18 protein-coding genes are annotated in these 23,362 nt (G+C 62.7%); 7 read left to right on the forward strand and 11 right to left on the reverse strand.

Annotated features, from left to right (window positions below; all coding sequences use genetic code 11):
- Positions 1–73 precede the first annotated feature (73 nt).
- Together AC0L2P_RS07595 and AC0L2P_RS07600 are read left to right on the forward strand one after the other, a co-directional pair.
- A complete protein-coding gene (locus tag AC0L2P_RS07595; protein WP_473500585.1) occupies positions 74–637 on the forward strand; it encodes a DUF1003 domain-containing protein in 564 nt (187 codons plus the stop codon).
- Positions 634–1,221: a DedA family protein gene (locus tag AC0L2P_RS07600; RefSeq protein WP_473500635.1), complete on the forward strand. Its 588-nt coding sequence runs from the start codon at positions 634–636 to the stop codon at positions 1,219–1,221. Before AC0L2P_RS07595 ends, AC0L2P_RS07600 begins: the two co-directional genes overlap by 4 nt.
- A 3-nt stretch (positions 1,222–1,224) precedes the next feature.
- Here AC0L2P_RS07600 and AC0L2P_RS07605 read toward each other — a convergent pair whose 3' ends face one another.
- The 6 genes from AC0L2P_RS07605 to AC0L2P_RS07630 all read right to left on the reverse strand — a co-directional run bounded on the left by AC0L2P_RS07605 (position 1,225) and on the right by AC0L2P_RS07630 (position 8,214).
- Complete coding sequence (locus AC0L2P_RS07605) at positions 1,225–1,812, reverse strand: hemerythrin domain-containing protein (protein ID WP_473500586.1); 588 nt, start codon at positions 1,810–1,812, stop codon at positions 1,225–1,227.
- Positions 1,813–1,852: 40 nt separating this feature from the next.
- Complete coding sequence (locus AC0L2P_RS07610; protein WP_473500587.1) at positions 1,853–2,212, reverse strand: diacylglycerol kinase; 360 nt, start codon at positions 2,210–2,212, stop codon at positions 1,853–1,855.
- A 77-nt stretch (positions 2,213–2,289) separates the two neighbouring features.
- On the reverse strand, positions 2,290–2,709 hold the full coding sequence (locus tag AC0L2P_RS07615; RefSeq protein ID WP_473500588.1) for a GFA family protein: 420 nt from the start codon (positions 2,707–2,709) through the stop codon (positions 2,290–2,292).
- A gap of 150 nt (positions 2,710–2,859) precedes the next feature.
- The gene (locus AC0L2P_RS07620) at positions 2,860–4,233 is read right to left on the reverse strand and encodes a class II 3-deoxy-7-phosphoheptulonate synthase (protein WP_473500589.1); all 1,374 of its coding nucleotides are present in this window, start codon (positions 4,231–4,233) and stop codon (positions 2,860–2,862) included.
- 179 nt (positions 4,234–4,412) lie between these two features.
- A complete protein-coding gene (mfd, locus tag AC0L2P_RS07625) occupies positions 4,413–7,913 on the reverse strand; it encodes a transcription-repair coupling factor (protein WP_473500590.1) in 3,501 nt (1,166 codons plus the stop codon).
- Between the two features lie 13 nt (positions 7,914–7,926).
- Entirely contained in the window at positions 7,927–8,214 is a 288-nt protein-coding gene (locus tag AC0L2P_RS07630) for an FAD assembly factor SdhE (protein WP_473500591.1), read from the reverse strand.
- Positions 8,215–8,305: 91 nt separating this feature from the next.
- Between AC0L2P_RS07630 and recG the strand changes: the two genes are divergently transcribed.
- Entirely contained in the window at positions 8,306–10,414 is a 2,109-nt protein-coding gene (recG, locus tag AC0L2P_RS07635; RefSeq protein ID WP_473500592.1) for an ATP-dependent DNA helicase RecG, read from the forward strand.
- Here the strand turns inward: recG and AC0L2P_RS07640 are convergent.
- The 4 genes from AC0L2P_RS07640 to AC0L2P_RS07655 all read right to left on the reverse strand — a co-directional run bounded on the left by AC0L2P_RS07640 (position 10,366) and on the right by AC0L2P_RS07655 (position 15,679).
- Positions 10,366–11,118: a DUF502 domain-containing protein gene (locus tag AC0L2P_RS07640; RefSeq protein WP_473500593.1), complete on the reverse strand. Its 753-nt coding sequence runs from the start codon at positions 11,116–11,118 to the stop codon at positions 10,366–10,368. The two genes, recG and AC0L2P_RS07640, sit on opposite strands and share 49 nt — an antisense overlap.
- 80 nt (positions 11,119–11,198) lie before the next feature.
- On the reverse strand, positions 11,199–13,022 hold the full coding sequence (glmS, locus tag AC0L2P_RS07645; protein WP_473500594.1) for a glutamine--fructose-6-phosphate transaminase (isomerizing): 1,824 nt from the start codon (positions 13,020–13,022) through the stop codon (positions 11,199–11,201).
- A gap of 235 nt (positions 13,023–13,257) precedes the next feature.
- A complete protein-coding gene (gene glmU, locus AC0L2P_RS07650; RefSeq protein ID WP_473500595.1) occupies positions 13,258–14,619 on the reverse strand; it encodes a bifunctional UDP-N-acetylglucosamine diphosphorylase/glucosamine-1-phosphate N-acetyltransferase GlmU in 1,362 nt (453 codons plus the stop codon).
- A 124-nt stretch (positions 14,620–14,743) separates the two neighbouring features.
- Positions 14,744–15,679 carry an AraC family transcriptional regulator gene (locus AC0L2P_RS07655; RefSeq protein WP_473500596.1) on the reverse strand — a complete coding sequence of 312 codons (936 nt, stop codon included), beginning with the start codon at positions 15,677–15,679 and terminating at the stop codon, positions 14,744–14,746.
- A gap of 129 nt (positions 15,680–15,808) precedes the next feature.
- On the opposite strand from AC0L2P_RS07655, the gene AC0L2P_RS07660 reads away from it, so the two are divergent.
- On the forward strand, positions 15,809–16,702 hold the full coding sequence (locus AC0L2P_RS07660) for an SDR family oxidoreductase (RefSeq protein ID WP_473500636.1): 894 nt from the start codon (positions 15,809–15,811) through the stop codon (positions 16,700–16,702).
- A 65-nt stretch (positions 16,703–16,767) separates the two neighbouring features.
- On the opposite strand, the gene AC0L2P_RS07665 is transcribed toward AC0L2P_RS07660, so the two are convergent.
- Positions 16,768–17,514: a cytochrome c biogenesis CcdA family protein gene (locus AC0L2P_RS07665; protein ID WP_473500597.1), complete on the reverse strand. Its 747-nt coding sequence runs from the start codon at positions 17,512–17,514 to the stop codon at positions 16,768–16,770.
- Between the two features lie 410 nt (positions 17,515–17,924).
- On the opposite strand from AC0L2P_RS07665, the gene topA reads away from it, so the two are divergent.
- From topA to AC0L2P_RS07680, 3 genes are read left to right on the forward strand one after another with little or no spacing between them, the layout of a single operon-like run.
- The gene (gene topA, locus AC0L2P_RS07670; RefSeq protein ID WP_473500598.1) at positions 17,925–20,540 is read left to right on the forward strand and encodes a type I DNA topoisomerase; all 2,616 of its coding nucleotides are present in this window, start codon (positions 17,925–17,927) and stop codon (positions 20,538–20,540) included.
- A 6-nt stretch (positions 20,541–20,546) separates the two neighbouring features.
- Positions 20,547–22,853 (forward strand): ribonuclease R, encoded by a 2,307-nt coding sequence (gene rnr, locus AC0L2P_RS07675; protein WP_473500599.1) that lies wholly within the window; start codon positions 20,547–20,549, stop codon positions 22,851–22,853.
- Positions 22,853–23,305 carry a DUF983 domain-containing protein gene (locus AC0L2P_RS07680; protein WP_473500600.1) on the forward strand — a complete coding sequence of 151 codons (453 nt, stop codon included), beginning with the start codon at positions 22,853–22,855 and terminating at the stop codon, positions 23,303–23,305. Before rnr ends, AC0L2P_RS07680 begins: the two co-directional genes overlap by 1 nt.
- The last annotated feature ends 57 nt before the right edge of the window (positions 23,306–23,362 follow it).

A 23,362-nucleotide genomic window follows, 5' to 3' on the forward strand; every position in this document is an offset into this window, starting at 1 on the left:
GCGCTTTTGACGCGCTGCATCTTCCTATATGGAAACGGGGCTGCCAAGCCGATGCTTTTCGTATGGAGAATCCATGAACAAGACATTGCCCGAACTGGCCCATCGGTGGCTGAGGCAAACGCCGGAGAGCTTGAGCGAGTTCGAAAGGCGGGTGCTGCAGAGCACAGTCGACCGCAAGCCGTTGTCGGAGAACATCAACGACAGTTTTGCCGGCATTCAGGGCGCCGGCGACCGTATCGCCGATACCATCGCGCGCGTCGGCGGCTCGTGGACGTTCATCCTGTCCTTCATCGCTTTCCTAATTGTCTGGATCGGTGCCAATTGGTGGCTGCTGGGACACGATTCGTTCGACCCCTACCCGTTCATCTTCCTCAATCTCGTCCTGTCGATGATCGCTGCCCTGCAAGCGCCGGTGATCATGATGTCGCAGAACCGACAGGCCGCGCGCGATCGCATCGACGCAGCGCATGACTACGAGGTCAATCTCAAGGCCGAGATCGAGATCATGGCGCTGCACGAGAAGCTGGACGAGTTGCGCCACAGCCAAATCGTCGGCATGCAAAGCGAGATCGAGCAGATGGCCGCACAATTGAGGCGGCTCGACGAATGGCTCACTTCCCAGACCTCGCACTCATGACGGAAGCCATCCATCGTCTCATTGAGCAATATGGGTTGGTCGCGGTTTTTCTGGGCTGCGTCGCCGAAGGCGAAAGCGCCGCCATCCTTGGCGGTTTCTTCGCGCATCAGCATGTTTTCGTCCTGTGGCAGGCTTTCCTCGCCGCAGCGCTCGGCGCCTTCGGTGGCGACACGTTCTTCTTCATCTTGGGACGGAGCTTCGCCGACCATGACTTCGTGATCAGGCTCCGAGCCCGGCCGGGCTTCTGCCACGCTTATCGCCTCGTCACCTCTCATCCCAACATCTTCGTGCTGTCGAACCGCTACATCTATGGCCTGCGCCTGATCGGTGGTATCGCGGCCGGGCTGTCGGGCATCGCCGCGGCGCGCTTCGTCATCCTCAACGCCATCTCATCGGTAGTCTGGGCGGCGCTGTTCTGCACCGTCGGCTATGTGTTCGGGCTGGGCGCCGAGCGTATCGTCGGCCAGGCGCTGGCCCACCACGAGCGGTTGCTGATCGCTCTGGCAATCGGCCTAATCGTGGCCATCCTCGGCTGGTTGGCCTCGCATTTCCTCGCCAAGAAGGAGCTTCGCAAGGGAAGCTGATCGTCAATCAATGCCAAGCGCGCGGTCGCCCTTCTCTAGGATGAGCGGAATGATCAGGTCTTCCTCGTCGGCAAGATGCCGGGTCAACATGGCGATCAGCCGACTGTTCTCGTCGGCATAGGCATCGGCGGCGAAGCGCTGTTTGTCTTCGCTGTCCTGAAGCGCGCGGATGAAGGCATTTGCCGCCTCGGCATTGCGCTCCAGTCCCTCGTGGATTGTGTGGTGATCGGCATCGAGAATCTCGAAGCCGCGGTTCAGACGGGTCTCGGCCCTGGCGAAGACCGGGAAATAATGATGGTCCTCGACATTGTGATGGCCGTCGAGATTGCCGAGGAAATGGTTGAGGCGCGGCGCGAACCAGCGGGCGAATTCCGGCGCGTTCAGCCTACCTTCTCGATAATCGCCAATACCGTTGGTGAGCATGCCGCCAAGTTCGCGAAACATGGCGTGCCGCTGCAGCCACATATTGGCCACGCCGTGGATGTTGGCATGCGCCTGCCAATCCTCGCGCGGATATTTTTCAACCAGCCAGCGCAGATCGTCCGGCAAGCCCTCACGTTCGAGAAGCAGAAATGCGGCGGTATCAGCCATGTCGGTCTCCTCAATTGACCGGCATGTAGTGTCTGAAACCTCAGATCGGTACCCCGACGATCCGCTCGATGACGGCGACGCCCCAGACGCCGGCAGCGATCACCACCGAAATCAGGACCGCCAGCGAACCGCAATCCTTGGCCAGTTGGATATCGATATTGAATTCACGGCTGAACGCGTCGCATGCCGCCTCGATGCCGGTGTTCAGCACCTCGATCATGATCATGAGCAGCACCGCGCCGATTAGCAGTGCATAGCCGCGCCACGATACCGAAAGGAACCAGCCGAGCGGCACGGCAAGCACAAGCAGCGTCAGCTCCAGCTGGAAGGCCTCTTCGCTGGCGGTTAGTTTGCGAAACGCCCGCACCGAATTGTAAAAAGCGTCGATCAGCCGCTGCATGCCAAAACCCTTCGGAATCACCGGCAGGGGATTAGCGCAATGGCTGGACCAAGGGAATAAGGCGACCTCTTCAAAAATCAGTCGCCTGCCACCTTGATCGACGGCGTCGACTTCTCGAACTGCGGCAGCCCGTCATCGATGGCGTAATAGTCGCCCTTGTCGCCGACGAAGATATGGCATTCTCCTTGAAGCCCGGTTGGCGCGTCGAATAGGCCTGCCATGACCGAAACATAGCCGTCATCGTTCGGCTTCCAGAACAGCAGAGAGCCGCATGTCTTGCAGAAGCCGCGTCTGGCGAACGGAGAAGCTTCGTACCAGGTGATGCTCTCCGCGCCGATGATTGTGACGTCGCGGCCGGCAACATTGGTCGCCGCATAAAAATGCCCGCTCTGCTTCCGGCACTGCGAGCAATGGCAGTAGACCACACCGCGTAGCGGTCCTCGTGTCTGGAACCGCACTGCCCCGCACAAGCATGATCCGGTGTGACTGTCAGCCATGTCGGCCTCCCGATGCAATTGCCATCGCTTGGCAGGATTCCAGTTTTGCGCGCGTTAGGCACGAGCAAATGCGACACCGGCGGGATCGAATACAAAATGCGCCCGTTTTTCGCCCGGCGCTTGTTCAATGACATCAAAGTTCAGATCGTATCAGCCGTTGACGGCCTGCTTGTGCTGGACCGGATGGGTCTTCTTGAGCAGATCGGACACCAGGAACGCCAACTCGATCGCCTGGTCGGCGTTGAGGCGCGGATCGCAATGGGTGTGATATCGATCCTGCAGTTCTTCGGCGGTGATGGCGCGGGCACCACCAGTGCATTCGGTGACGTTTTTTCCAGTCATCTCGATGTGGATGCCGCCGGGATGCGTGCCTTCGGCGCGGTGCACCTCGAAGAAGGTCTGCACCTCCTTCAGAATGCGGTCGAACGGCCGTGTCTTGTAGCCGGCGGCCTCGATGGTGTTGCCATGCATCGGATCCGACGACCACACTACGCTGCGACCTTCCTTCTGCACCGCGCGCACCAGCTTCGGCAGGTGGTCGGCGACCTTATCGGAGCCGAAGCGGGCGATAAGCGTCAGCCGCCCGGGCTCGTTCTCCGGATTGAGCAGGTCGATGAGTTGCAACAGGCCGTCCGGCGTCAGCGACGGCCCGCATTTCAGACCGAGCGGGTTCTTGATGCCGCGGCAATATTCGACATGCGCATGATCGGGTTGGCGCGTGCGATCACCGATCCAGATCATGTGGCCAGAGGTGGCGTACCAGTCGCCTGAAGTCGAATCGACGCGGGTCAGCGCCTCTTCATAGCCGAGCAGCAGCGCCTCATGGCTTGTGTAGAAATCGGTCTCGCGCAGCGCGTAATTGGTCTCCGAGGTGATGCCGACGGCCTTCATGAAGTCCATCGTCTCGGTGATTCGGTTGGCGAGAGACTCGTATTTCTCCCCCTGCGGGCTGTCGGAGACGAAGCCAAGCATCCATTGATGCACGTTCTCGAGGCTGGCGTAGCCACCCTGGGCGAAGGCACGCAAAAGGTTGAGCGTCGCCGCCGACTGGCGGTACGCCATCTCCTGTCTCGCAGGATCGGGAATGCGCGACTTGGAATCGAATTCGATGCCATTGATGATGTCGCCGCGATAGCTGGGCAGCGTCACTCCGCCCTTGGTTTCGTTGTCGGACGAGCGCGGCTTGGCGAACTGGCCGGCGACACGGCCGACCTTCACCACCGGCTGCGCCCCGGCGAAGGTCAGCACCACCGACATCTGCAAAAAGACGCGGAAGAAGTCCCGGATATTGTCGGCGCCATGCTCGGCGAAGCTCTCGGCGCAATCGCCGCCCTGCAGAAGGAATGCGTCACCGGCAGCGACGGCTGCAAGCTGCTTCTTCAGCTTGCGTGCCTCACCTGCAAAAACCAGCGGCGGAAAGGTAGCGAGCTGGGTTTCCGTGTTCCTCAGCGCGACAAGGTCCGGATAGGCAGGAACCTGCTGGATCGGCTTAGCTCTCCACGAATTCGGCGACCATTTCGTCATCGAAGCACCCAACGCTCTTTCAGGCGGACGCCATCGGCCGCCAATCCGCCCCATATGGGGATCGCGCTCCATACACGAAGCCGATTTCCTATTCTAGACCGGAATCTCAGCGCTGGCGAATAGCGGCCGGCGGCGAAAGTGCCGGCGCGGTTGTTGTCCGGAGCACCAGCGACACCCTGCTACGCCGCCGCCTTCTCCACCAGCCGCGCCAGCTGCGTCATGACGACGGCTGAGCCCGCCAGCCGCTTTTCGGGCGTCGGCCAGTCACGGCTGAAGACGACGCTCTGGTCGGGCCGGATCTTGGCCAGCGAGCCCTGTTCGCCGATGAGCTTGACCAGCCCGACCGGATTGGGGAATTCCCGTTTGCGGAAATGGATGACGACTCCTTTCGGCCCGGCATCGAGTTTTTCGACATTGGCCTTGCGGCAAAGCGCCTTGATGAAGACGATCTTCAACAGATGTTTTACCTCGTCCGGCAGCGGCCCGAACCGGTCGATCAGCTCGGCGCCGAAAGCATCGATCTCTTCCGTGTTTTCGAGATCGCCAAGACGGCGATAGAGCGCCAGCCTGAGCTGCAGGTCCGGGACATAGCTTTCCGGGATCATCACCGCCGTGCCGACGGCGATCTGCGGCGACCAGCCGCCGTCCTGCACCTCGCCGGAATCCTTCACTTCGGCCACCGCCTCTTCGAGCATCTGCTGGTAGAGTTCGAAGCCGACCTCCTTGATGTGGCCCGACTGCTCTTCGCCAAGCAGATTGCCGGCGCCGCGAATGTCGAGATCGTGGCTGGCCAGCTGGAAACCGGCGCCGAGCGTGTCGAGCGACTGCAGCACCTTCAGCCGGCGCTCGGCCGTATCGGTGAGCTTGCGGTTGGCGGGCAGCGTGAACAGCGCGTAGGCGCGCACCTTAGAACGGCCGACCCGCCCGCGCAGCTGATAGAGCTGCGAAAGGCCAAACATATCGGCCCGGTGCACGATCAGCGTGTTGGCGGTCGGTATATCGAGGCCGGATTCGACGATTGTGGTCGACAAAAGCACATCGTACTGGCCGTCATAGAAGGCGTTCATGATGTCGTCGAGTTCGCCGGGCGGCATCTGGCCGTGGGCAACGGCCACTTTCAGTTCAGGCACGGATTCGCGCAGGAAATCATGAATTTCCGCGAGATCGCTGATGCGCGGTACGACATAGAAAGAATGGCCGCCACGGTAGCGCTCGCGCAGCAGCGTCTCGCGGATGACCAGCGGATCGAAGGGGGAGATGAAGGTACGCACGGCCATGCGATCGACCGGCGGCGTGGCGATCAGCGACAGCTCACGCACCCCGGTCAAGGCAAGCTGCAGAGTTCGCGGGATCGGCGTCGCCGACAGCGTCAGAACGTGCACGTCGGTCTTGAGATCCTTCAGCCGCTCCTTGTGCTTGACGCCGAAATGCTGCTCCTCGTCGATGATCAGCAGGCCGAGATTCTTGAACGAGATCGAGGAGCCGAGCAGTGCGTGCGTGCCGATGACAATGTCGACCTGGCCTTCGGCGACGCCCTTCTTGGTCTCGGCCAGTTCCTTGGCGCCGACCAGACGCGAGGCTTGGGCGACGCGGATCGGCAGGCCGGAGAAGCGCTGCGAGAAGGTCTTGAAATGCTGGCGCGACAACAATGTCGTCGGCACCACCACCGCGACCTGAAAGCCTTCCATCGCCGCGATGAAGGCGGCACGAAGCGCGACTTCGGTCTTGCCGAAGCCGACATCGCCGCAGATCAGCCGGTCCATCGGCTTTCCTGCGCCCAGATCATCCATGACCGAATCGATCGCCGTTTGCTGGTCGTCGGTTTCCTCATAGGGGAAACGCGCCGCAAACTCGCCATAGAGGCCTTCCGCCGGCACCAGCGCCGGTGCGGCCCGCATTTGCCGCTCGGCGGCGATGCGGATCAGCTGTCCGGCCATGTCGAGCAGGCGTTTCTTCAGCCGTGCCTTGCGCGATTGCCAGGCGCCGCCACCAAGCTTGTCGAGCGTCGCCTCTGCCGAATCCGAGCCATAGCGCGACAGCAGTTCTATGTTTTCCACCGGCAGGAACAGCCGATCGTCGCCGGCATAGTGGATTTCGAGGCAATCGTGCGGCGCACCGACCGCCTCGATGGTGCGGAGCCCGATGAAGCGGCCAATGCCGTGATCGGCATGGACGACGATATCGCCTGAGGACAATGCCGAAGCCTCCGCGATGAAGTCGGACGCGCGCTTCTTGCGCTTCGAGCGCCGGATCAGCCGGTCGCCGAGAATGTCCTGCTCGGCGACGACGACCAGTTTCTCGGTCTCGAAACCGGATTCGAGCGGCAGCACGGCCAGTCCCGCCTGCCCTGGCTCAAGCTTTCCGGCTTCGGCAAGCGTCGCCACCGGCTTCAGATTGCCAAGGTGATGCTCGGCCAGGATTTGGCCGAGCCGGTCGAGCGAACCTTCAGTCCAGCCGGCGACGATGACACGGCGGCCTGCAGCGCGCTCGTCGGAAATGTGTTTAACGACGACGTCGAAGACGTTGGCGTTAGGGTCAGCGCGTTCCTCGACGAAGCTGCGACCATGGCGCGAGCCGGCATGGAACACCTTTTTCGCACCGGCATCGGGCGCGTCGAAGGACGTGAAGTCTATCGCTTCGCGCGGGCCAAGCGAGGCAATCAGGTTCTCGGGCGACAGATAAAGCAAATCCGGCGACACCGGCTTGTAGGGCACGGCATCCTTCAAGGCGCCGTCGGCCTGTTTCTTACGCGCCTCATAATGATCGAGGATCAGCGCATGGCGCTCGGCCAGTGCCTCGTGCGCCAGATGATCAAACACCACAGGCGCGTCCGGCAGGTAATCGAACACGGTTTCCAGCCGCTCATAGAAGAACGGCAGCCAGTGCTCCATCCCCGCAAACCGCCTGCCCTCGCTGACCGCCGCATAGAGCCCGTCGTCGCGCGAGGGCGCGCCAAAGGCTTCGATGTAGGCACGGCGGAAGCGGCTGATTGTCTCTGGCGTCAGCGCCACCTCGCTCATCGCCTGTAGCGCCATCGACTTGCGCTGGCCGGTGGTGCGCTGTGTTGCGGTATCGAAGACGCGGATCGATTCCAGCGTATCGCCGAAGAAATCGAGGCGCAGCGCCTCCGCCCATCCGGGCGCGAAGAGATCGAGAATACCGCCGCGCACCGCAAATTCGCCGATGCCGCGCACCGTCGGCACCCGCTCGAAGCCGGAAGTCTCAAGCCGCGACACCAGCGCGTTCATGTCGATCTGGTTACCGGGCTTGGCGTGAAAGGTCTGGGCCTCGACGAGTTCCGCCGGCGGAATGCGCTGAAGCAAGGCATTCGCGGTGGTGAGAATGACAGCGCGGTGCGGCTTCTTCGCCAGCGCGATCATCGCTGCCAGCGCATCGAGCCGCCTTGCGGCGGCGTCGGCGCCGGGCGAGACGCGGTCGTAAGGCAGGCAGTCCCAGGCCGGCAATTCCAGCACAGGCAGGCCCGGCGCGGCAAAGGCAAGCGCATCGACGATCGCCGGCAGACGCTGGCCGTCGCGCGCCACGAACAGCACCGGCTTGTCAGGGGCGATCTCGTGCGCGGCCTGCACCAGCGCAAAGGCTTCGTAGCCGTCGGCGACGCCATCGACGATGAACTGGCCGGCGCGGCCTTTCGGCAGACCGATCGTAGGAATAAGGCTCATGGCTACACGTTGTTCAGAAGGTCATTTCCCGGCGCGAAGCCAGGATTTTTTGCAGGACGGCACAGTCGACATCGGCCGGAACCGGGCTTTCACCAGTGACGAGAGGCAGGAATTCGGTGTCGGGAATGTCGAGGAGCCTCTCATATTGGTCGATTTCGTCGCCGGTCAAGGCGCCAATCTCGGCGTCGGCGAAGCTGCCGAGTATAAGGTCCATCTCGCGCATGCCGCGGTGCCACGAACGAAACAGAAGCTTGCGGCGGCGGGCATCGAGGCCCTCGCTTGATCGTTTCGTTCCGGTCATCTTGCAACATCCTTGCCCAGGCGGCGCATATAGCGTGGATAGAAGGCGGTGTCAGCCTTGCGCTACAGTCGCCGCAACATAAGCTGACATCATGCGTCCCTCCCTCCTCGATCCACTGTTTGTCCCGATTACCTCGCTCGCAGGCGTCGGGCCGAAGGTTGGCGCCCTGATCGAAAAAGTCGTAGCGGCCGACCTCGGCGACCGGGCCGCACGCGCCGGGGACCTCTTGTTCGTGCTGCCGCATACTGTCATCGACCGCCGCAACCGGCCGGGCATCGCCGGTTCGGCCGAAGGCGCCATCGTTACGCTCGACGTACGCATCGACCGCCACCAGCCGCCGCCACGCGGCAACAGGTCGGTACCGTACCGGGTCTACGCCCATGACGACACCGGCGAGATCGCGCTGACCTTCTTCCATGCCCATGCCGCCTATCTCGAAAAAGCAATGCCCGTAGGCGAGCATGTCGTCGTCTCAGGCCGCGTGGAATGGTTCAACGGCCGCCCGACCATGGTTCACCCCGACCATATCGCACTTGCCGGTGACGCGGAAAACCTCCCGTTGGTCGAGCCGGTCTATCCGCTGACCGCCGGGCTCTCGGGCAAGGTGCTGCGCCGGGCCATCGGCCAGGCGCTGGCCCGCCTGCCGGTGCTGCCCGAATGGCAGGATGACGAGTTCCGGCGCCGCCATGCCTTTCCTGCTTTCGGCCATGCGCTCAACCGCATCCACAATCCTGACGACCCGATCGACGTCTCTGTGGACGGCGCAGCGTGGCGGCGCCTTGCCTATGACGAGTTCTTGGCCGGCCAGGTGTCGCTGGCGCTGGTGCGGGCCAAGGTCCGCCGATTATCGGGCCGGCCACTCGTCGGCGACGGCCGCATAGTCGAACAACTGCGCGTGGCACTCCCCTATTCGCTGACCATGTCGCAGGAAATGGCGCTTGCCGAAATCAACGCCGATCTCGGTGACCCCGAACGCATGCTGCGCCTTTTGCAGGGCGACGTCGGCTCCGGCAAGACGGTGGTCGCGCTGCTTGCCATGGCGCGTGCCGTCGAGGCCGGCGGCCAGGCGGCATTGATGGCGCCGACCGAAATCCTGGCGCGCCAGCATCTGGCAACGGTTGCGCCGTTGGCGGAACGGGCCGGCCTGCGTGTCGCCGTCCTCACCGGTCGCGAAAAGGGCCGCGAGCGCGCCGACACGCTGACCGGGCTGGCCAATGGTGACATCGACATCGTCGTCGGCACCCATGCGCTGTTCCAGGAAACGGTGACGTTCCGTGACCTCGTGTTCGCCGTCGTCGACGAGCAGCACCGTTTCGGCGTCCACCAGCGCCTTGCGATCAGCGCCAAGGGCGATGCGCCCGACATGCTGGTGATGACAGCAACGCCGATACCGCGGACGCTGGTGCTGACTGCATTCGGCGACATGGACGTGTCGAAGCTGACGGAAAAGCCGGCCGGCCGCCAGCCGATCCGCACAGTCACCTTACCGCTTGAACGGCTCGACGAACTGATCGGACGCATGCTCGACGCCGTCGCCGATGGCCAGAAAATCTACTGGATCTGTCCGCTGGTCGAGGAATCCGAGGAAATCAAGCTGATGTCGGCCGAGGACCGTTTTTCCTCGCTGAAGCCGCTGTTCGGCGACCGCATCGGCCTGGTGCACGGCCGCATGAAAGGCGCCGACAAGGACGAGGCGATGCGCGCCTTCAAGCAGGGCGACACCCGTATCCTGATCGCCACCACCGTCATCGAGGTCGGCGTCGATGTGCCTGATGCGACAATCATAGTCATCGAGCATGCCGAGCGTTTTGGCCTTGCCCAGTTGCACCAACTGCGCGGCCGGGTCGGGCGTGGCGACAAGCCATCGTCCTGCGTGCTGCTCTACAAGGAACCGCTTGGCGAGACGGCAAAACGCCGGTTGTCGGTAATGCGCGAGACCGAGGACGGCTTCCGCATCGCCGAAGAGGACCTGAAGCTGCGCGGCGAAGGCGAGTTGCTCGGCACCCGCCAGTCCGGCACGCCGGGCTTCCAGGTGGCGCGCATCGAGGCGCATGCCGACCTGCTCGAGGCCGCTCGCGACGATGCGCGGTTGATCCTGTCGCGCGATCCGGAACTGCAGTCCGAACGCGGCACGGCGCTGCGTCTGTTGCTCTATCTATTCGGCCGCGACGAGGCCGTGCGGCTCCTGCGTGCCGGCTGAGGCATCGTGTCGAGCGGAGGATTGGCAAGCGCGGCGTGGATCTGCTCGCCGTTCACTGTCACCATTTTGACAGCCGGCGCCACCAGGCCGGCCGACACGATCAGCTTGGCTCCGTCCTCGATCGTCATGTCGAGCAGCACAATGTCGGATTTCGGCACATACATCAGAAAGCCCGTCGTCGGGTTGGGCGTACACGGCATGAACACGGCAATCAGCGGATCGCCTTGTTGGTCGAGCTTCTGGTTGATCTCGGTTTCCTTCTCGCTGGCGACGAAGACCAGCGCCCAGACGCCCTTGCGCGGATATTCGACCAACCCGACCTGGCGGAACATGTCGCCCTTGTTCGACAGCACGGTCTCGAAAATCTGCTTCAGCGAACCGTAGATGCCGCGCACCAGCGGCATGCGGCCAAGCAGGCGCTCGCCGAAATTGACAATGGCGCGGCCAACGATATTGGCGGTCATAAAGCCGATGAAGGTGATGAGGATCAGGGCAACGATCAGCCCAAAACCCGGCACTGGAAACGGCAGGTAGGTGTCCGGATTGTAGCGTACCGGAATGTAGGGTTTGACCCAGGAATCGACCCAGCCGATCAGCGACCAGGCAATGTAGGCGGTGATCGCGAGCGGCGCGCAAACGACAAAGCCGGTCAGGAAATAATTTCTCAGCCGGGTCATGCCTGAGGTCTTGAGAGCATCCGACATGGTTCACCGCAGCGTGTGTTTGCAGCGCGACACTACTGAACCCGAAGGCGCTTTGGAATGGCGAAGTTTTAAAACGAGACCTATTCCACCGTTACCGATTTCGCCAGGTTGCGAGGCTGGTCGACATCCGTACCCATGAACACGGCGGTGAAGTAGGCGAGCATCTGGATCGGCAGCGCGTAGATGATCGGCGAGATGATTTCCGGCACATCAGGCAAAACGATCGTCTCCATCGTCTTCACCGTAGCGTGTGCCGCGCCCTTGCCGTCGGTGATCAGGATGATCTTGCCGCCGCGCGCCGCCACCTCCTGCATGTTCGACACCGTTTTTTCGAAGATGCGATCATGCGGGGCGATGACGATGACGGGCATGTTCTCGTCGATCAGCGCGATCGGGCCGTGCTTCAACTCGCCGGCGGCATAGCCCTCGGCATGGATATAGGAAATCTCCTTGAGCTTCAGCGCGCCTTCCATGGCCAGCGGAAAATTGGTGTCACGGCCGAGATAGAGAACGTTCTTGTAGTGCGAGAGGTCGCGCGCGATCTTTTCGATCTGCCCGTCGAGCTTTAGCACCTGGTTGGCGTAACGCGGCGCTTCCGACAGCTCGCGTATCAGCGTTTTCTCCTGCTCATGCGAAATCGTTCCGCGCGCCACGCCGGCCCGCACCGCCAGCGAGGCCAGCACGGAAAGCTGGCAGGTGAACGCCTTGGTCGAGGCGACGCCGATCTCCGGGCCGGCCAACGTGGGCAGGATGACGTCGGATTCGCGCGCCATGGTCGATTCGCGCACATTGACGACCGCGCCGATCTTCATGCCGGCCTTGCGGCAGTAGCGCAGCGACGCCAGCGTGTCGGCGGTCTCACCCGATTGCGAGATGAAGAAAGCGGCATCGTTCTTCGACAGCGGCATCTCGCGGTAGCGGAACTCCGAAGCGACATCGATGTCGACCGGCAGCCGCGCATAGCGCTCGAACCAGTATTTGCTGATCAGCCCGGCGAGATAAGCGGTGCCGCAGGCCGAGATCGCCAACCGGTCGATCTTGGCGAAATCGAACGGCAGGTCGAGCGGCTTCGAGACGCCGCCAGCGAAATCAACATAATGTGCCAGCGTGTGCGAGATCACTTCCGGCTGCTCATGGATTTCCTTTTCCATGAAATGGCGGCGGTTGCCTTTGTCGACCATGAAGCTCGTGCTGAGCGACTGCTGGCGTTTGCGGTCGACCTTGTTGCCGTCCATATCGAAGATATCGACCTCGTTGCGGCGCACCACCGCCCAGTCGCCGTCTTCCAGATAGGTGATCGAATTGGTGAAAGGGGCAAGCGCAATGGCGTCGGAACCAAGGAACATCTCGCCCTCGCCATGACCTACGGCGAGTGGCGGGCCGTTGCGGGCGCCGACAATCAAATCCTCGTCGCCCGTGAACATGATGGCCAGCGCAAAGGCACCTTCCAGCCGCTTCAGCGCCTGGTGCGCAGCCTCGACGGGCTTCAGTCCCTTGGCCAGTTCGCGGGCCACCAGATGCGCAACGACCTCGGTGTCGGTTTGCGAGGCGAAGTTGTAGCCGTCGCGGATCAGCTCGTCGCGAAGCGCGGCGAAATTCTCGATGATGCCGTTATGGACGATGGCGAGCCCGTCGGAAAAATGCGGATGCGCATTGGTTTCGTTCGGTACGCCATGCGTGGCCCAGCGTGTGTGGCCGATGCCGATCATGCCGTCGAGCGGCTCGTCCCTCAGCCGGCGCTCGAGATTGACCAGCTTGCCCTCGGCGCGGCGGCGGTCAAGCCTGCCGTGCTCGATCGTGGCGACGCCGGCCGAGTCATAGCCGCGATATTCGAGCCGTTTCAGCGCATCGACGATAAGCGGCGCGACTGGCGAGTTACCGACAATTCCAACGATACCGCACATGGCGCTTGCCCCCGATTCCGACCTGAAACCCGGCGCTATTTAGAGACTGCCGGGCTGCCGCGAAAAATCACATTCCATTTCGTCCGGTATCGGCCGGACTATCCTGCACAGATGCACCATGACAGGGCGCACTTGCAATCCGGTTACTGCAATTGCTCAGTTTCTCCGCGCATGCATCCTATCTCGCTTGAACGGCTCCAGAAATCAGTCAAAGACATGATAGCGCTCGTCGCGCCTACCCTTTTTTGCGGGCCGCCGCGACCGAAGCAAACCGTTCGCGCAACTCCTTGCCCTTGCCGGGCAGGGTCCGCTGGCGGGCACGGCCGAAGGCCAGCGCATCGTCGGGTACGCTTTCGGTGATAACGCTGCCCGAAGCGATGTAGCCGCCCTTGCCGATCGATACCGGCGCCACCAGTGAGGAATTCGAGCCGATGAAGGCGCCCTCGCCGATGTCGGTGAAGAATTTCGAATAGCCGTCATAGTTGCAGGTGATGGTGCCGGCGCCGATATTGGCGCCGGCGCCGATGCGGGCATCGCCGATATAGGTCAGGTGGTTGACCTTGGCGCCCTCCTCGACGATCGCCTGCTTAACCTCGCAGAAATTGCCGACCTTGGCCTTGTTTCTCAAATCCGCCCCTGGTCGCAGTCGCGCGAACGGCCCGACATCGCAATTCGACGCGATGGTCGCGCCTTCGATGTGACTGAAGGCATGGATCTTGCCGCCCGAGGCGATTTTCACGCCCGGCCCGAACCAGACATTCGGTTCGACGATCGTGTCGGCGCCGATCTCGGTATCGTGCGAGAAGAACACGGTTTCGGGCGCAATCAGCGTAACGCCAGAAAGCATCGCCTCGCGCCGCCGGCGCGTCTGCCAGATACCTTCCGCCTGGGCAAGCTCGGCACGGTTGTTGATGCCGAGCGCGTTCTCGAAACTGGCTTCGGTGCCGACGACATCAAGTCCCTGCGCAGCGGCGATCTTGACGATATCGGTGAGATAATACTCGCCCTTGGCGTTCTTGCTGCCGACTCCATCGAGCAGCTTCAGCGCGTGCCTGCCGGCGACCGCCATCAGCCCGCCATTGCAGAAGGTGATTTTCTTCTCCTCGTCCGAGCAGTCCTTTTCCTCGCGGATGGCCACGAGCTTGCCGGCCTTTTCGATAAGCCGGCCGTAGCCCGTAGGATTTTCTGTACGGAAGCCGACCACGACGACGGCCGCACCTTCGGCCAGCTTCAGCCGCGCGGCCGCAAGTGCTTCCGGATCGATCAACGGCGTATCGCCAAACATCACCAGGATGTCGTCATAACCCTTTGATATTGCTGCGCGGGCGGCAAGCACGGCGTGTGCGGTGCCGAGACGTTTTTCCTGGACGAAAGCCTCGGCCTTAGGCGCAAACTTGAGTGCGGCCTTGCGCATCTCGTCGGCGCCATGGCCGATCACCAGCGCCAGATCGCTGGTCCCGGCGGCTTTAGCCGCCTTGACGACATGGGCAACCATCGGCAGGCCTGCGATTGTGTGAAGCACTTTCGGCACCGCACTCTTCATGCGCGTGCCTTCGCCAGCGGCGAGGATGATGGACAGGCAGGATCTCTGGCTCATGGGATGGCAACCGTTGAAAGGAGTCTGAAATCGTTAGTAGCACCGGCGCCATGCTGCACCAATGCGGTTAAATTCCGGTGAGGCGGTGGAACCTCCAACCCGCGGCACGCTCAAGCCGCTCGGCTCAGGCGGCTTCCAGCGATGCGAAGCCGGGAGTTCGGCGGCCATATTGCCGCGGCGAACAGTTCATGACCCGCTTGAAGGCTGTGCTGAAGGCGCTTTCGGATTCGTAGCCGAGCGAAAGTGCGATGACGGATACGGGATCGCTGGAATTCGTCAGCCGGTCGCCGGCCAGCAGCATTCGCCAGCGCGTCAAATAGTCCATCGGCGACGCGCCGACCGTCTCCTTGAATCTGAGCGCAAAGCTCGATCGCGACATGCCGGCCCGTTCCGCCAGTTCCTGTAACGTCCAGCCATGCGCCGGATTGTCATGCATGGCGCTGATCGCCGCGCCGATCTGTTTGTCCGCGAGGGCAAAGAGCCAGCCGATGCCGCCTTTCAATCCTTCCGAAAGATGCAGCCGCAGCGCCTGAACCAGCATCATGTGGGCGAGGTGCTGAATTACCAGAAACCCGCCCGGCCGCGGCTCGCGCAGCTCCTGCATCATCCGCTCCACCGACCAGCGCAGCGCCGACTGGTCCGACTCTTTGCGGATATGCACAATGGCTGGCAGCATCCGCAACAGAATGCCGGCATGATTGCCGCCAAGCGCGAAGCGGCTGCTGACCAGAAAGAAATCACCACCGCCTTTGTGGGTTACGACACCGCCGGCTCGCGCAGGCGGAAAAATCTTGACGGCCTCTACAGGCATTAAGCCCATGTCGCTTGCAAGGCGGAAAGGCCGTCCACTCGGCAGCAAGAAGCAGTCTCCCGTCTCAAGGCGCACTGCGTCGGCAACGCCCTCCACAGATAGCCAGCACCGGCCGGAGACCACCGCTCCGGTCTTGATGCTTTGCTGCTGGTCGGGGAACTGGATCGACCATTCACCACCCGCGTCAAAGCCGGCCGACATATAGTTTCGCGGCTTCAGCAGCGAGAGCACATCTGAAAGGGGATCCACGGGTCATTCCGGACGATTGCGAAGGTAATACGGACTTTACCGCATAGATCGTATTTTCTCAAGCGCCTATCACGACACCATCAGACCGCGAACATGATGATGGTCAGAAATGAACAAGGAGAAGTCGTGATGCGTGTTTTCGTTACCGGAGCGACCGGATTCCTCGGTTCTGCCGTCGTTCAAGAACTCATCGGCGCCGGGTATCAGGTGCTCGGCCTCGCCCGGTCCGAGGCATCGGCCAAGTCACTTGCCGCCGCCGGAGCGGAGGTGCATCGAGGTGATCTCGAAGATCTGGAAAGCCTGCACAGGGGCGCAGCAGCAGCCGACGCGGTGATCCATACCGGCTTTAACCACGACTTCTCTAAGTTCGCGCAAAACTGCGAGATGGACCGGCGCGCCATCGAGGCGATGGGCGGAGCACTCGAAGGCTCCGAGCGCCCCCTGCTCGTCACCTCCGGAACCGCGCTTCAGGCGCGAGGCCGTATCGCGACGGAGGAAGATGCTCCTGTCCCCTCTTCCGCTTCGTATCCCCGCGCCTCCGAAGCGACAGCCGCCGCGCTGGCGGCACGCGGGGTGCGCGCATCGGTTGTGCGCCTTCCGCCGTCGGTCCATGGCCAAGGCGATCACGCCTTTGTTCCTATTCTCATCGACCTTGCTCGCAGGAAGGGCGTATCGGCCTATGTCGGCGAAGGGCTCAATCGCTGGCCCGCCGTGCATCGGTTCGATGCCGCCCGCGTCTACCGGCTTGCACTAGAGCATGGAGCTCGTGGCGAGCGGTATCACGCGATCGCCGAAGAAGGCGTGCCGTTCAAGGACATCGCCAGCGTGATCAGTCGGCGCCTGAACGTGCCTGTCGTCGCCAAGTCCGCCGAAGAAGCCGCCGATCATTTTGGCTGGTTCGCGATGTTCGCGGCGATGGACGTCCCGACCTCGAGCGAACGGACTCGCGCACTGCTGGGGTGGGCGCCGAGCGGACCCGGGCTCATCGCTGATATCGACCAGCCGGGCTATTTCGAAGGTTGAACGGACCACGTAGCTGCGGTGCCTTGCGCCGCAGCTATGGCCTCGCGCTTCGGCCGGGCGGCAACCTATCCCAATTGCCCCAGTACCGGAAAATTCTCGAGCAGCCAGTATGACACCGCCTGCACGCCGCCAGTCAGGAAAAACACGCCGGCGACCACCAGCAACGCGCCGATGGCCTTTTCGACGCGGCCGAGATGGACGCGGAATTTCCCGAGAAAGCGCATGAAGGCGCCGGAAAATAGCGCAGCGATCAGGAACGGTATGCCGAGGCCAAGCGAGTAGGCGGCAAGCAGCAGCGCGCCCTCGCCCACCGTCTCGCGGCCGCCGGCAAGCGTCAGGATCGGCCCCAGTACCGGGCCGATACAGGGCGTCCAGCCAAAGGCGAAGGCCAAGCCCATGACGTAGGCGGCGATCAGGCTGGCCGGCTTGCCTTGCGACTGAAAGCGCGCCTCGCGCGAAAGCAAAGGGATGCGCAGTACGCCGAGGAAATTCAGCCCCATCAGGATGATCAGCACGCCAGCCGCCATTGCCAGCGGCTCCTGCCAGACCCGCAGCAGATGGCCGATGGTCGAGGCGCCAGCGCCGAGCGCGACGAAGACGGTCGAGAAGCCGAGCACGAAGGCGATGGAGGAATTAACCAGCGCGCCTCGCGCACCGGCCTTTGCCGTAATGCCGGCCTCGCCGCGGAAATCGTCGACCGACACGCCGGCCATATAGCACAGGTAAGGCGGCACCAGCGGCAGCACGCAAGGGGACAGGAACGAAATTGCTCCCGCCCCGATCGCGCTGACATAGCCGACGTCCAATGCCATTTCCGTCTCCAAATGACTGCGCAGCCATATAGCCGCGACAACGGCCGTCCGCCAATCACCATCGCGTGGCAAGTCGTCGCCTCCGGCCCCATCCGATTGGGCGTTTTGACAGCATCTGTTCAACCAGGGCTGGCGCGTGATTGATGTTTCTCTTATATCCGCGGGAGAGTTTGTCCCGTTCTCCAGGATCAATTGCCGGGCTTGTCCAGCGCTAGGCTGCCCATTTCCCTTGTCCAGGATTGCGGAAATCGCATGGCGCGCCGTTGGGTTGCGCATTCGGTACAGGGCCGCATTTTGACTGCTTGGCCTTGACCGGATGCAAAAGCGCGGCCATGTGAGCGACACATTGAACGAAATTTCGTCGCGCGCAGCGGAATTCTTCTGCCGCATCACAACTGATATGAGACCGTATGGACGTCGTCGTCGTCGAATCGCCGGCCAAGGCGAAGACAATCAACAAGTACCTCGGCAGGAACTACAAGGTTCTGGCCTCGTTCGGCCATGTCCGCGATCTGCCGGCCAAAGATGGCTCGGTGCGTCCCGATGAGGACTTTGCCATGTCCTGGGCCGTCGACACCGCGTCGGGAAAGCGTCTCGCCGATATCGCCAAGGCGGTCAAGGACGCCGACGGGCTGATCCTCGCCACCGATCCGGACCGCGAGGGCGAAGCGATCTCCTGGCATGTCCTGGAAGTGCTGAAGCAAAAGCGCGCGTTGAAGGACAAGCCGGTCAGCCGCGTCGTCTTCAACGCCATCACCAAGGCGTCGGTGCTGGAGGCAATGGCCAATCCGCGCCAGATCGATGCGCCGCTGGTCGATGCCTATCTCGCCCGCCGCGCGCTCGACTATCTGGTCGGCTTCACGCTGTCGCCCGTGCTGTGGCGCAAGCTGCCCGGCGCCCGCTCCGCCGGCCGTGTCCAGTCGGTGGCGCTACGTCTGGTCTGCGACCGCGAATCCGAGATCGAGCGCTTCATCCGCGAGGAATACTGGCAGGTCGCCGCCATTCTCGGTACGCCGCGCAAGGAAAATTTCGAGGCGCGGCTGACCGCCTTCGAGCGCAAGAAGCTGCAAAAGCTCGACATTTCCAACAAGGCGCAGGCCGACGACATCAAGGCGATGCTCGAAGGCGCCAGCTTCAGGGCGGCGTCGGTCGAAGCCAAGCCGACCAAGCGCAATCCCGGCCCGCCCTTCACCACCTCGACACTGCAGCAGGCAGCCTCATCGGGTCTCGGCTTTTCGGCCAACCGCACCATGCAGGTGGCGCAGCGGCTCTATGAGGGCATGGAGATCGGCGGTGAGACCACCGGCCTGATCACCTATATGCGAACCGACGGCGTGCAGATGGCACCGGAGGCGATCTCTGCCGCACGCGATGCGATTGCCAAGGAATTCGGCCCTAAATACCTGCCTGAAAAGCCGCGCTACTATTCCGCCAAGGCCAAGAATGCCCAGGAGGCGCACGAAGCGATCCGTCCGACCGATTTCATGCGCACGCCGGCTTCCGTCAAGCAGTATCTCGACGCCGACCAGGCGCGGCTTTACGAGATGATCTGGAAACGCGCCATCGCCAGCCAGATGCAGCCGGCCGAGATCGAGCGCACGACGGTCGAGATCGAGGCGGTCAACGGCCCGCGCACCGCCGAGCTTCGCGCCGTCGGCTCGGTTGTTCGCTTCGACGGCTTCCTTGCAGCTTACATCGAGCAGAAGGAAGAAGATTCGGAAGACGAGGAAAGCCGCCGTCTGCCCGAGATCCGTGCCGGCGAGCAGCTCACCCGCCAGGCGATCAACGCTACCCAGCACACCACCGAGCCGCCGCCGCGTTATTCGGAAGCTTCGCTGATCAAGAAACTGGAAGAGCTGGGCATCGGCCGGCCGTCCACCTATACGGCGATCCTGAAGACGCTTGAGGATCGTGACTATGTCACCATCGACAAGCGCAAGCTGGTGCCACAGGCCAAGGGCCGGCTATTGTCGGCCTTCCTCGAAAGCTTCTTCGAGCGTTATGTCGAGTACGACTTCACCGCTTCGCTCGAGGAGAAACTCGACGAGATTTCCGACGGCAAGCTCGCCTGGAAGGACGTGCTGCGCGATTTCTGGAAGGATTTTTCCGGCGCCGTCGCCGACATCAAGGAGCTGCGGGTCACCGACGTCCTCGATGCATTGAACGAGGAACTGGCGCCGCTGGTCTTTCCCGCGCGCGAAGACGGTTCGAACCCGCGTATCTGTCCGAAATGCGGCACCGGCAACCTGTCGCTGAAGCTCGGCAAGTTCGGCGCCTTCGTCGGCTGCTCGAACTATCCCGAATGTTCCTTTACCCGCCAGCTCGGTGACGCCGCCAATCCCAATGGCGAGAACGGCGGTGGCGAAGACGGCACGAAAGTGCTCGGCAAGGATCCCTATACCGCCGAGGAGATCACGTTGCGCAATGGCCGGTTCGGCCCCTATATCCAGCGCGGCGACGGCAAGGATGCCAAGCGCTCCAGCCTGCCCAAGGGCTGGACTGTCGATTCGATCGATCATGAAAAGGCGCTCGCCTTGTTGTCGCTGCCGCGCGACGTCGGCAAGCATCCGGAATCTGGCAAGATGATTTCGGCCGGGCTGGGGCGCTACGGGCCATTCGTGCTGCATGACGGCACCTACGCCAATCTCGACAGCATCGAGGACGTGTTCTCGATCGGCCTCAATCGCGCCGTCTCGGTGATCGCCGAGAAGCAGTTGAAAGGCAAAGGCGGCCGCAATGGTGGCACAGCCGCTGCGCTCAAGGAACTTGGCGAGCATCCCGCCGGCGGCGGCAAGATCGTCGTGCGCGACGGCAAATACGGACCTTATGTGAATTTCGGCAAGGTCAATGCGACGCTGCCGAAGGGCAAGGATCCGCAATCGGTGACGATCGAGGACGCAGTGGCGCTCATTGCTGAAAGGGAAGCCAAGGGCGGCAATGGCGCCAGGAAGCCCTTCCGCAAAGCGGCCGCGCCTGCGAAGAAACCGGCTGCGGCCAAAAAGCCGGCGGCCAGGAAAAAGGGATAGAACGGGTTGGCGCGCAAAGTCTCCGGAAGAAGCCACGGCGATCTGCGCACCGCCGATACCCGCGCCAAGGTCAGGGACAACTACCGGCCCTCGCGTGACGAGATACTGCGTTACATCGCCGAAAACCCGGACCGCGCCGGAAAACGCGACATCGCCAAGGCGTTTGCGCTGCGCGGCGAAGACCGTATCTGGCTGAAGGACGTCTTGCGCGATCTGCAGGACGAAGGCCTGCTGACCAAGGAGCGCAAGCGGCTTGCCCGTGTCGGCGCCCTGCCCCACGTCGCGGTGCTCGACATCTTCGGCCGTGACGCCGACGGTGTGCTGCTGGCGCACCCGACCGAAGCGGTCGGCAATGGCGAACCTCCGGTCATAGCGATCCGCGTGTCGCGCGGCGGCAATGGCCCGACGCCGGGCATCGGCGACCGCGTGCTGGCCAAGACCTTTCCGACCGACGATCCGGCAGGCCCGGCCTATACCGGCCGGGTGATGAAGATATTCGAGAAACGCACCGATGCGGTTCTCGGCGTTTTCCGCGTGCTGAAGGACGGCACGTTCCGCATCGAGCCGGTGGAAAGGCGCCAGCCGGAGCTGGTCGTCGACAAGGAATTCCAGAACGGCGCCAAGAATGGCGACCTGGTCGAGGTCGAGCCGGCGCGGGCCTCCCGCTACGGGCTGCCGGGAGCCAAGGTTCTGGCGGTGCTGGGCTCCCTGACCAGCGAAAAGGCGGTCTCGATGATCGCGATCCACGCACACGACATTCCGCATATTTTTCCCGCCGATGTCATCGCCGAGGCGGAGGCGGTCAAGCCGGCGACGCTTGCCGGCCGCGAGGATTGGCGCGAGTTGCCGCTGCTCACCATCGATCCGGCCGACGCCAAGGATCATGACGACGCGGTGTTCGCCATGCCCGACACCGACGAGAAGAACGCCGGCGGCGTAATTGTCACCGTCGCCATTGCCGATGTCGCTGCATACGTGCGCTATGGCACGGCGCTCGATCGCGAAGCGCTGAAGCGCGGCAATTCGGTCTATTTCCCCGACCGGGTCGTACCAATGCTGCCGGAACGCATCTCGAACGACCTCTGTTCATTGCGTGAAGGCCAGGATCGTCCGGCAATTGCGGTGCGTATGACTTTCTCGGCCGATGGTCACAAACTCAGACACTCCTTCCATCGCGTCATGATGAAGTCGGCGGCGAAACTCGCCTATCAGCAGGCGCAAGCGGCGATCGACGGCGCACCGGATGACACGACTGGCCCGATCCTCGATACGGTGCTAAGGCCGCTATGGGACGCCTACTCAATCCTGAAGCGCGGCCGCGACACGCGCCAGCCGCTCGAACTCGACCTGCCGGAGCGCAAGATCGTGCTCAAGCAGGACGGCACCGTCGACAAGGTCGTCGTGCCGGAGCGGCTCGACGCGCACAAGCTGATCGAAGAGTTCATGATCCAGGCCAATGTCGCCGCCGCCGAGACACTCGAGGCGAAGCGGCAGGCGCTGGTCTACCGCATCCACGATGCGCCCTCGCTCGCCAAGCAGGAATCGCTGCGTGAATTCCTGCAGACGCTCGGCCTGTCGCTGGCGCGCGGCGCGCAGATGCGGCCGAACCAATTCAACGGCATCCTCGCTCGCGTGCGCGGCGCCGACAATGAGGGACTGGTCAACGAAGTGGTGCTGCGCTCGCAAAGCCAGGCCGAATATTCGCCGGCCAATATCGGCCATTTCGGCCTCAATCTTAAGCGCTACGCGCATTTCACCTCGCCGATCCGCCGCTATGCCGACCTGATCGTGCATCGCGGGCTGATTGCCGCACTCGGCCTTGGTCCGGGCGGCCTGACGCAGGACGAGGCGGAACGGCTGGAAGAGGTCTCGGCGCTGATCTCGGCGACCGAGCGGCGTGCGATGGCCGCCGAGCGCGACACGGTCGACCGGCTGATCGCCGCCTATCTTGCCGAGCGCATCGACGACCGTTTCGACGCCCGCATCTCGGGCGTTACCAAATCGGGCCTGTTTGTCCAATTGCCGCAGTATGGCGCGGATGGCTTCATTCCGGTTTCAACCCTGGGCGGCGACTACTATATATACGACGAAACTGCTCGATCGCTTTTCGGAGAACGCACCGGCAAGGGCTATCAGCTTGCCGATCGCGTCGAGGTTCGCCTGATCGAGGTGGCGCCGATGGCCGGCGCGATGCGTTTCGAGATGCTGACCGAGCCAAAGCCGCTGCCCGGCTCCAAACGGTCGTTCCACAAGGCCAAAGGCCGCGCCCGGGCGTCGCAATCGCGTCCAGGCTCGCGCGGCAGGAGACGGTAATGCCAACAGAACTGCAAGTGGAAGAACGGGTTTTCGGCGGCGAACATCACTCGGGCCGGACCGCCCGGCCGCTATGGACGGCAATGAAGCGCGGCGTGCTCGGCCGCTGCCCGCATTGCGGCGAGGGCAAGCTGTTTCGCGCCTTCGTCAAGACGGTCGACAAATGCGATCATTGCGGCGAGGAGCTCCACCACCATCGCGCCGACGACCTGCCGGCCTATCTTGTGGTGGTCATTGTCGGCCACATCGTGCTCGGCGCCTTCATGGGTGTCGAGGCAACCTCGACGCTGTCGACCTGGCAGCACATCGCCATCTGGGTGCCATTGACCATCATTCTCGCCGTCGTCCTGCTGCAGCCGGTCAAGGGCGCTGTCATCGGCCTGCAATGGGCGTTTTATATGCACGGCTTTGGCGGTGAAGAAGATCTGATCGAGTCGCATCCCGAGGCTTGAACCGAGGCTGGCGCAATCGGCATGGCTGGACGCCACTTTCGTATCGGAGAAGATTCC

This window comes from Mesorhizobium sp. WSM4836, assembly GCF_055811815.1.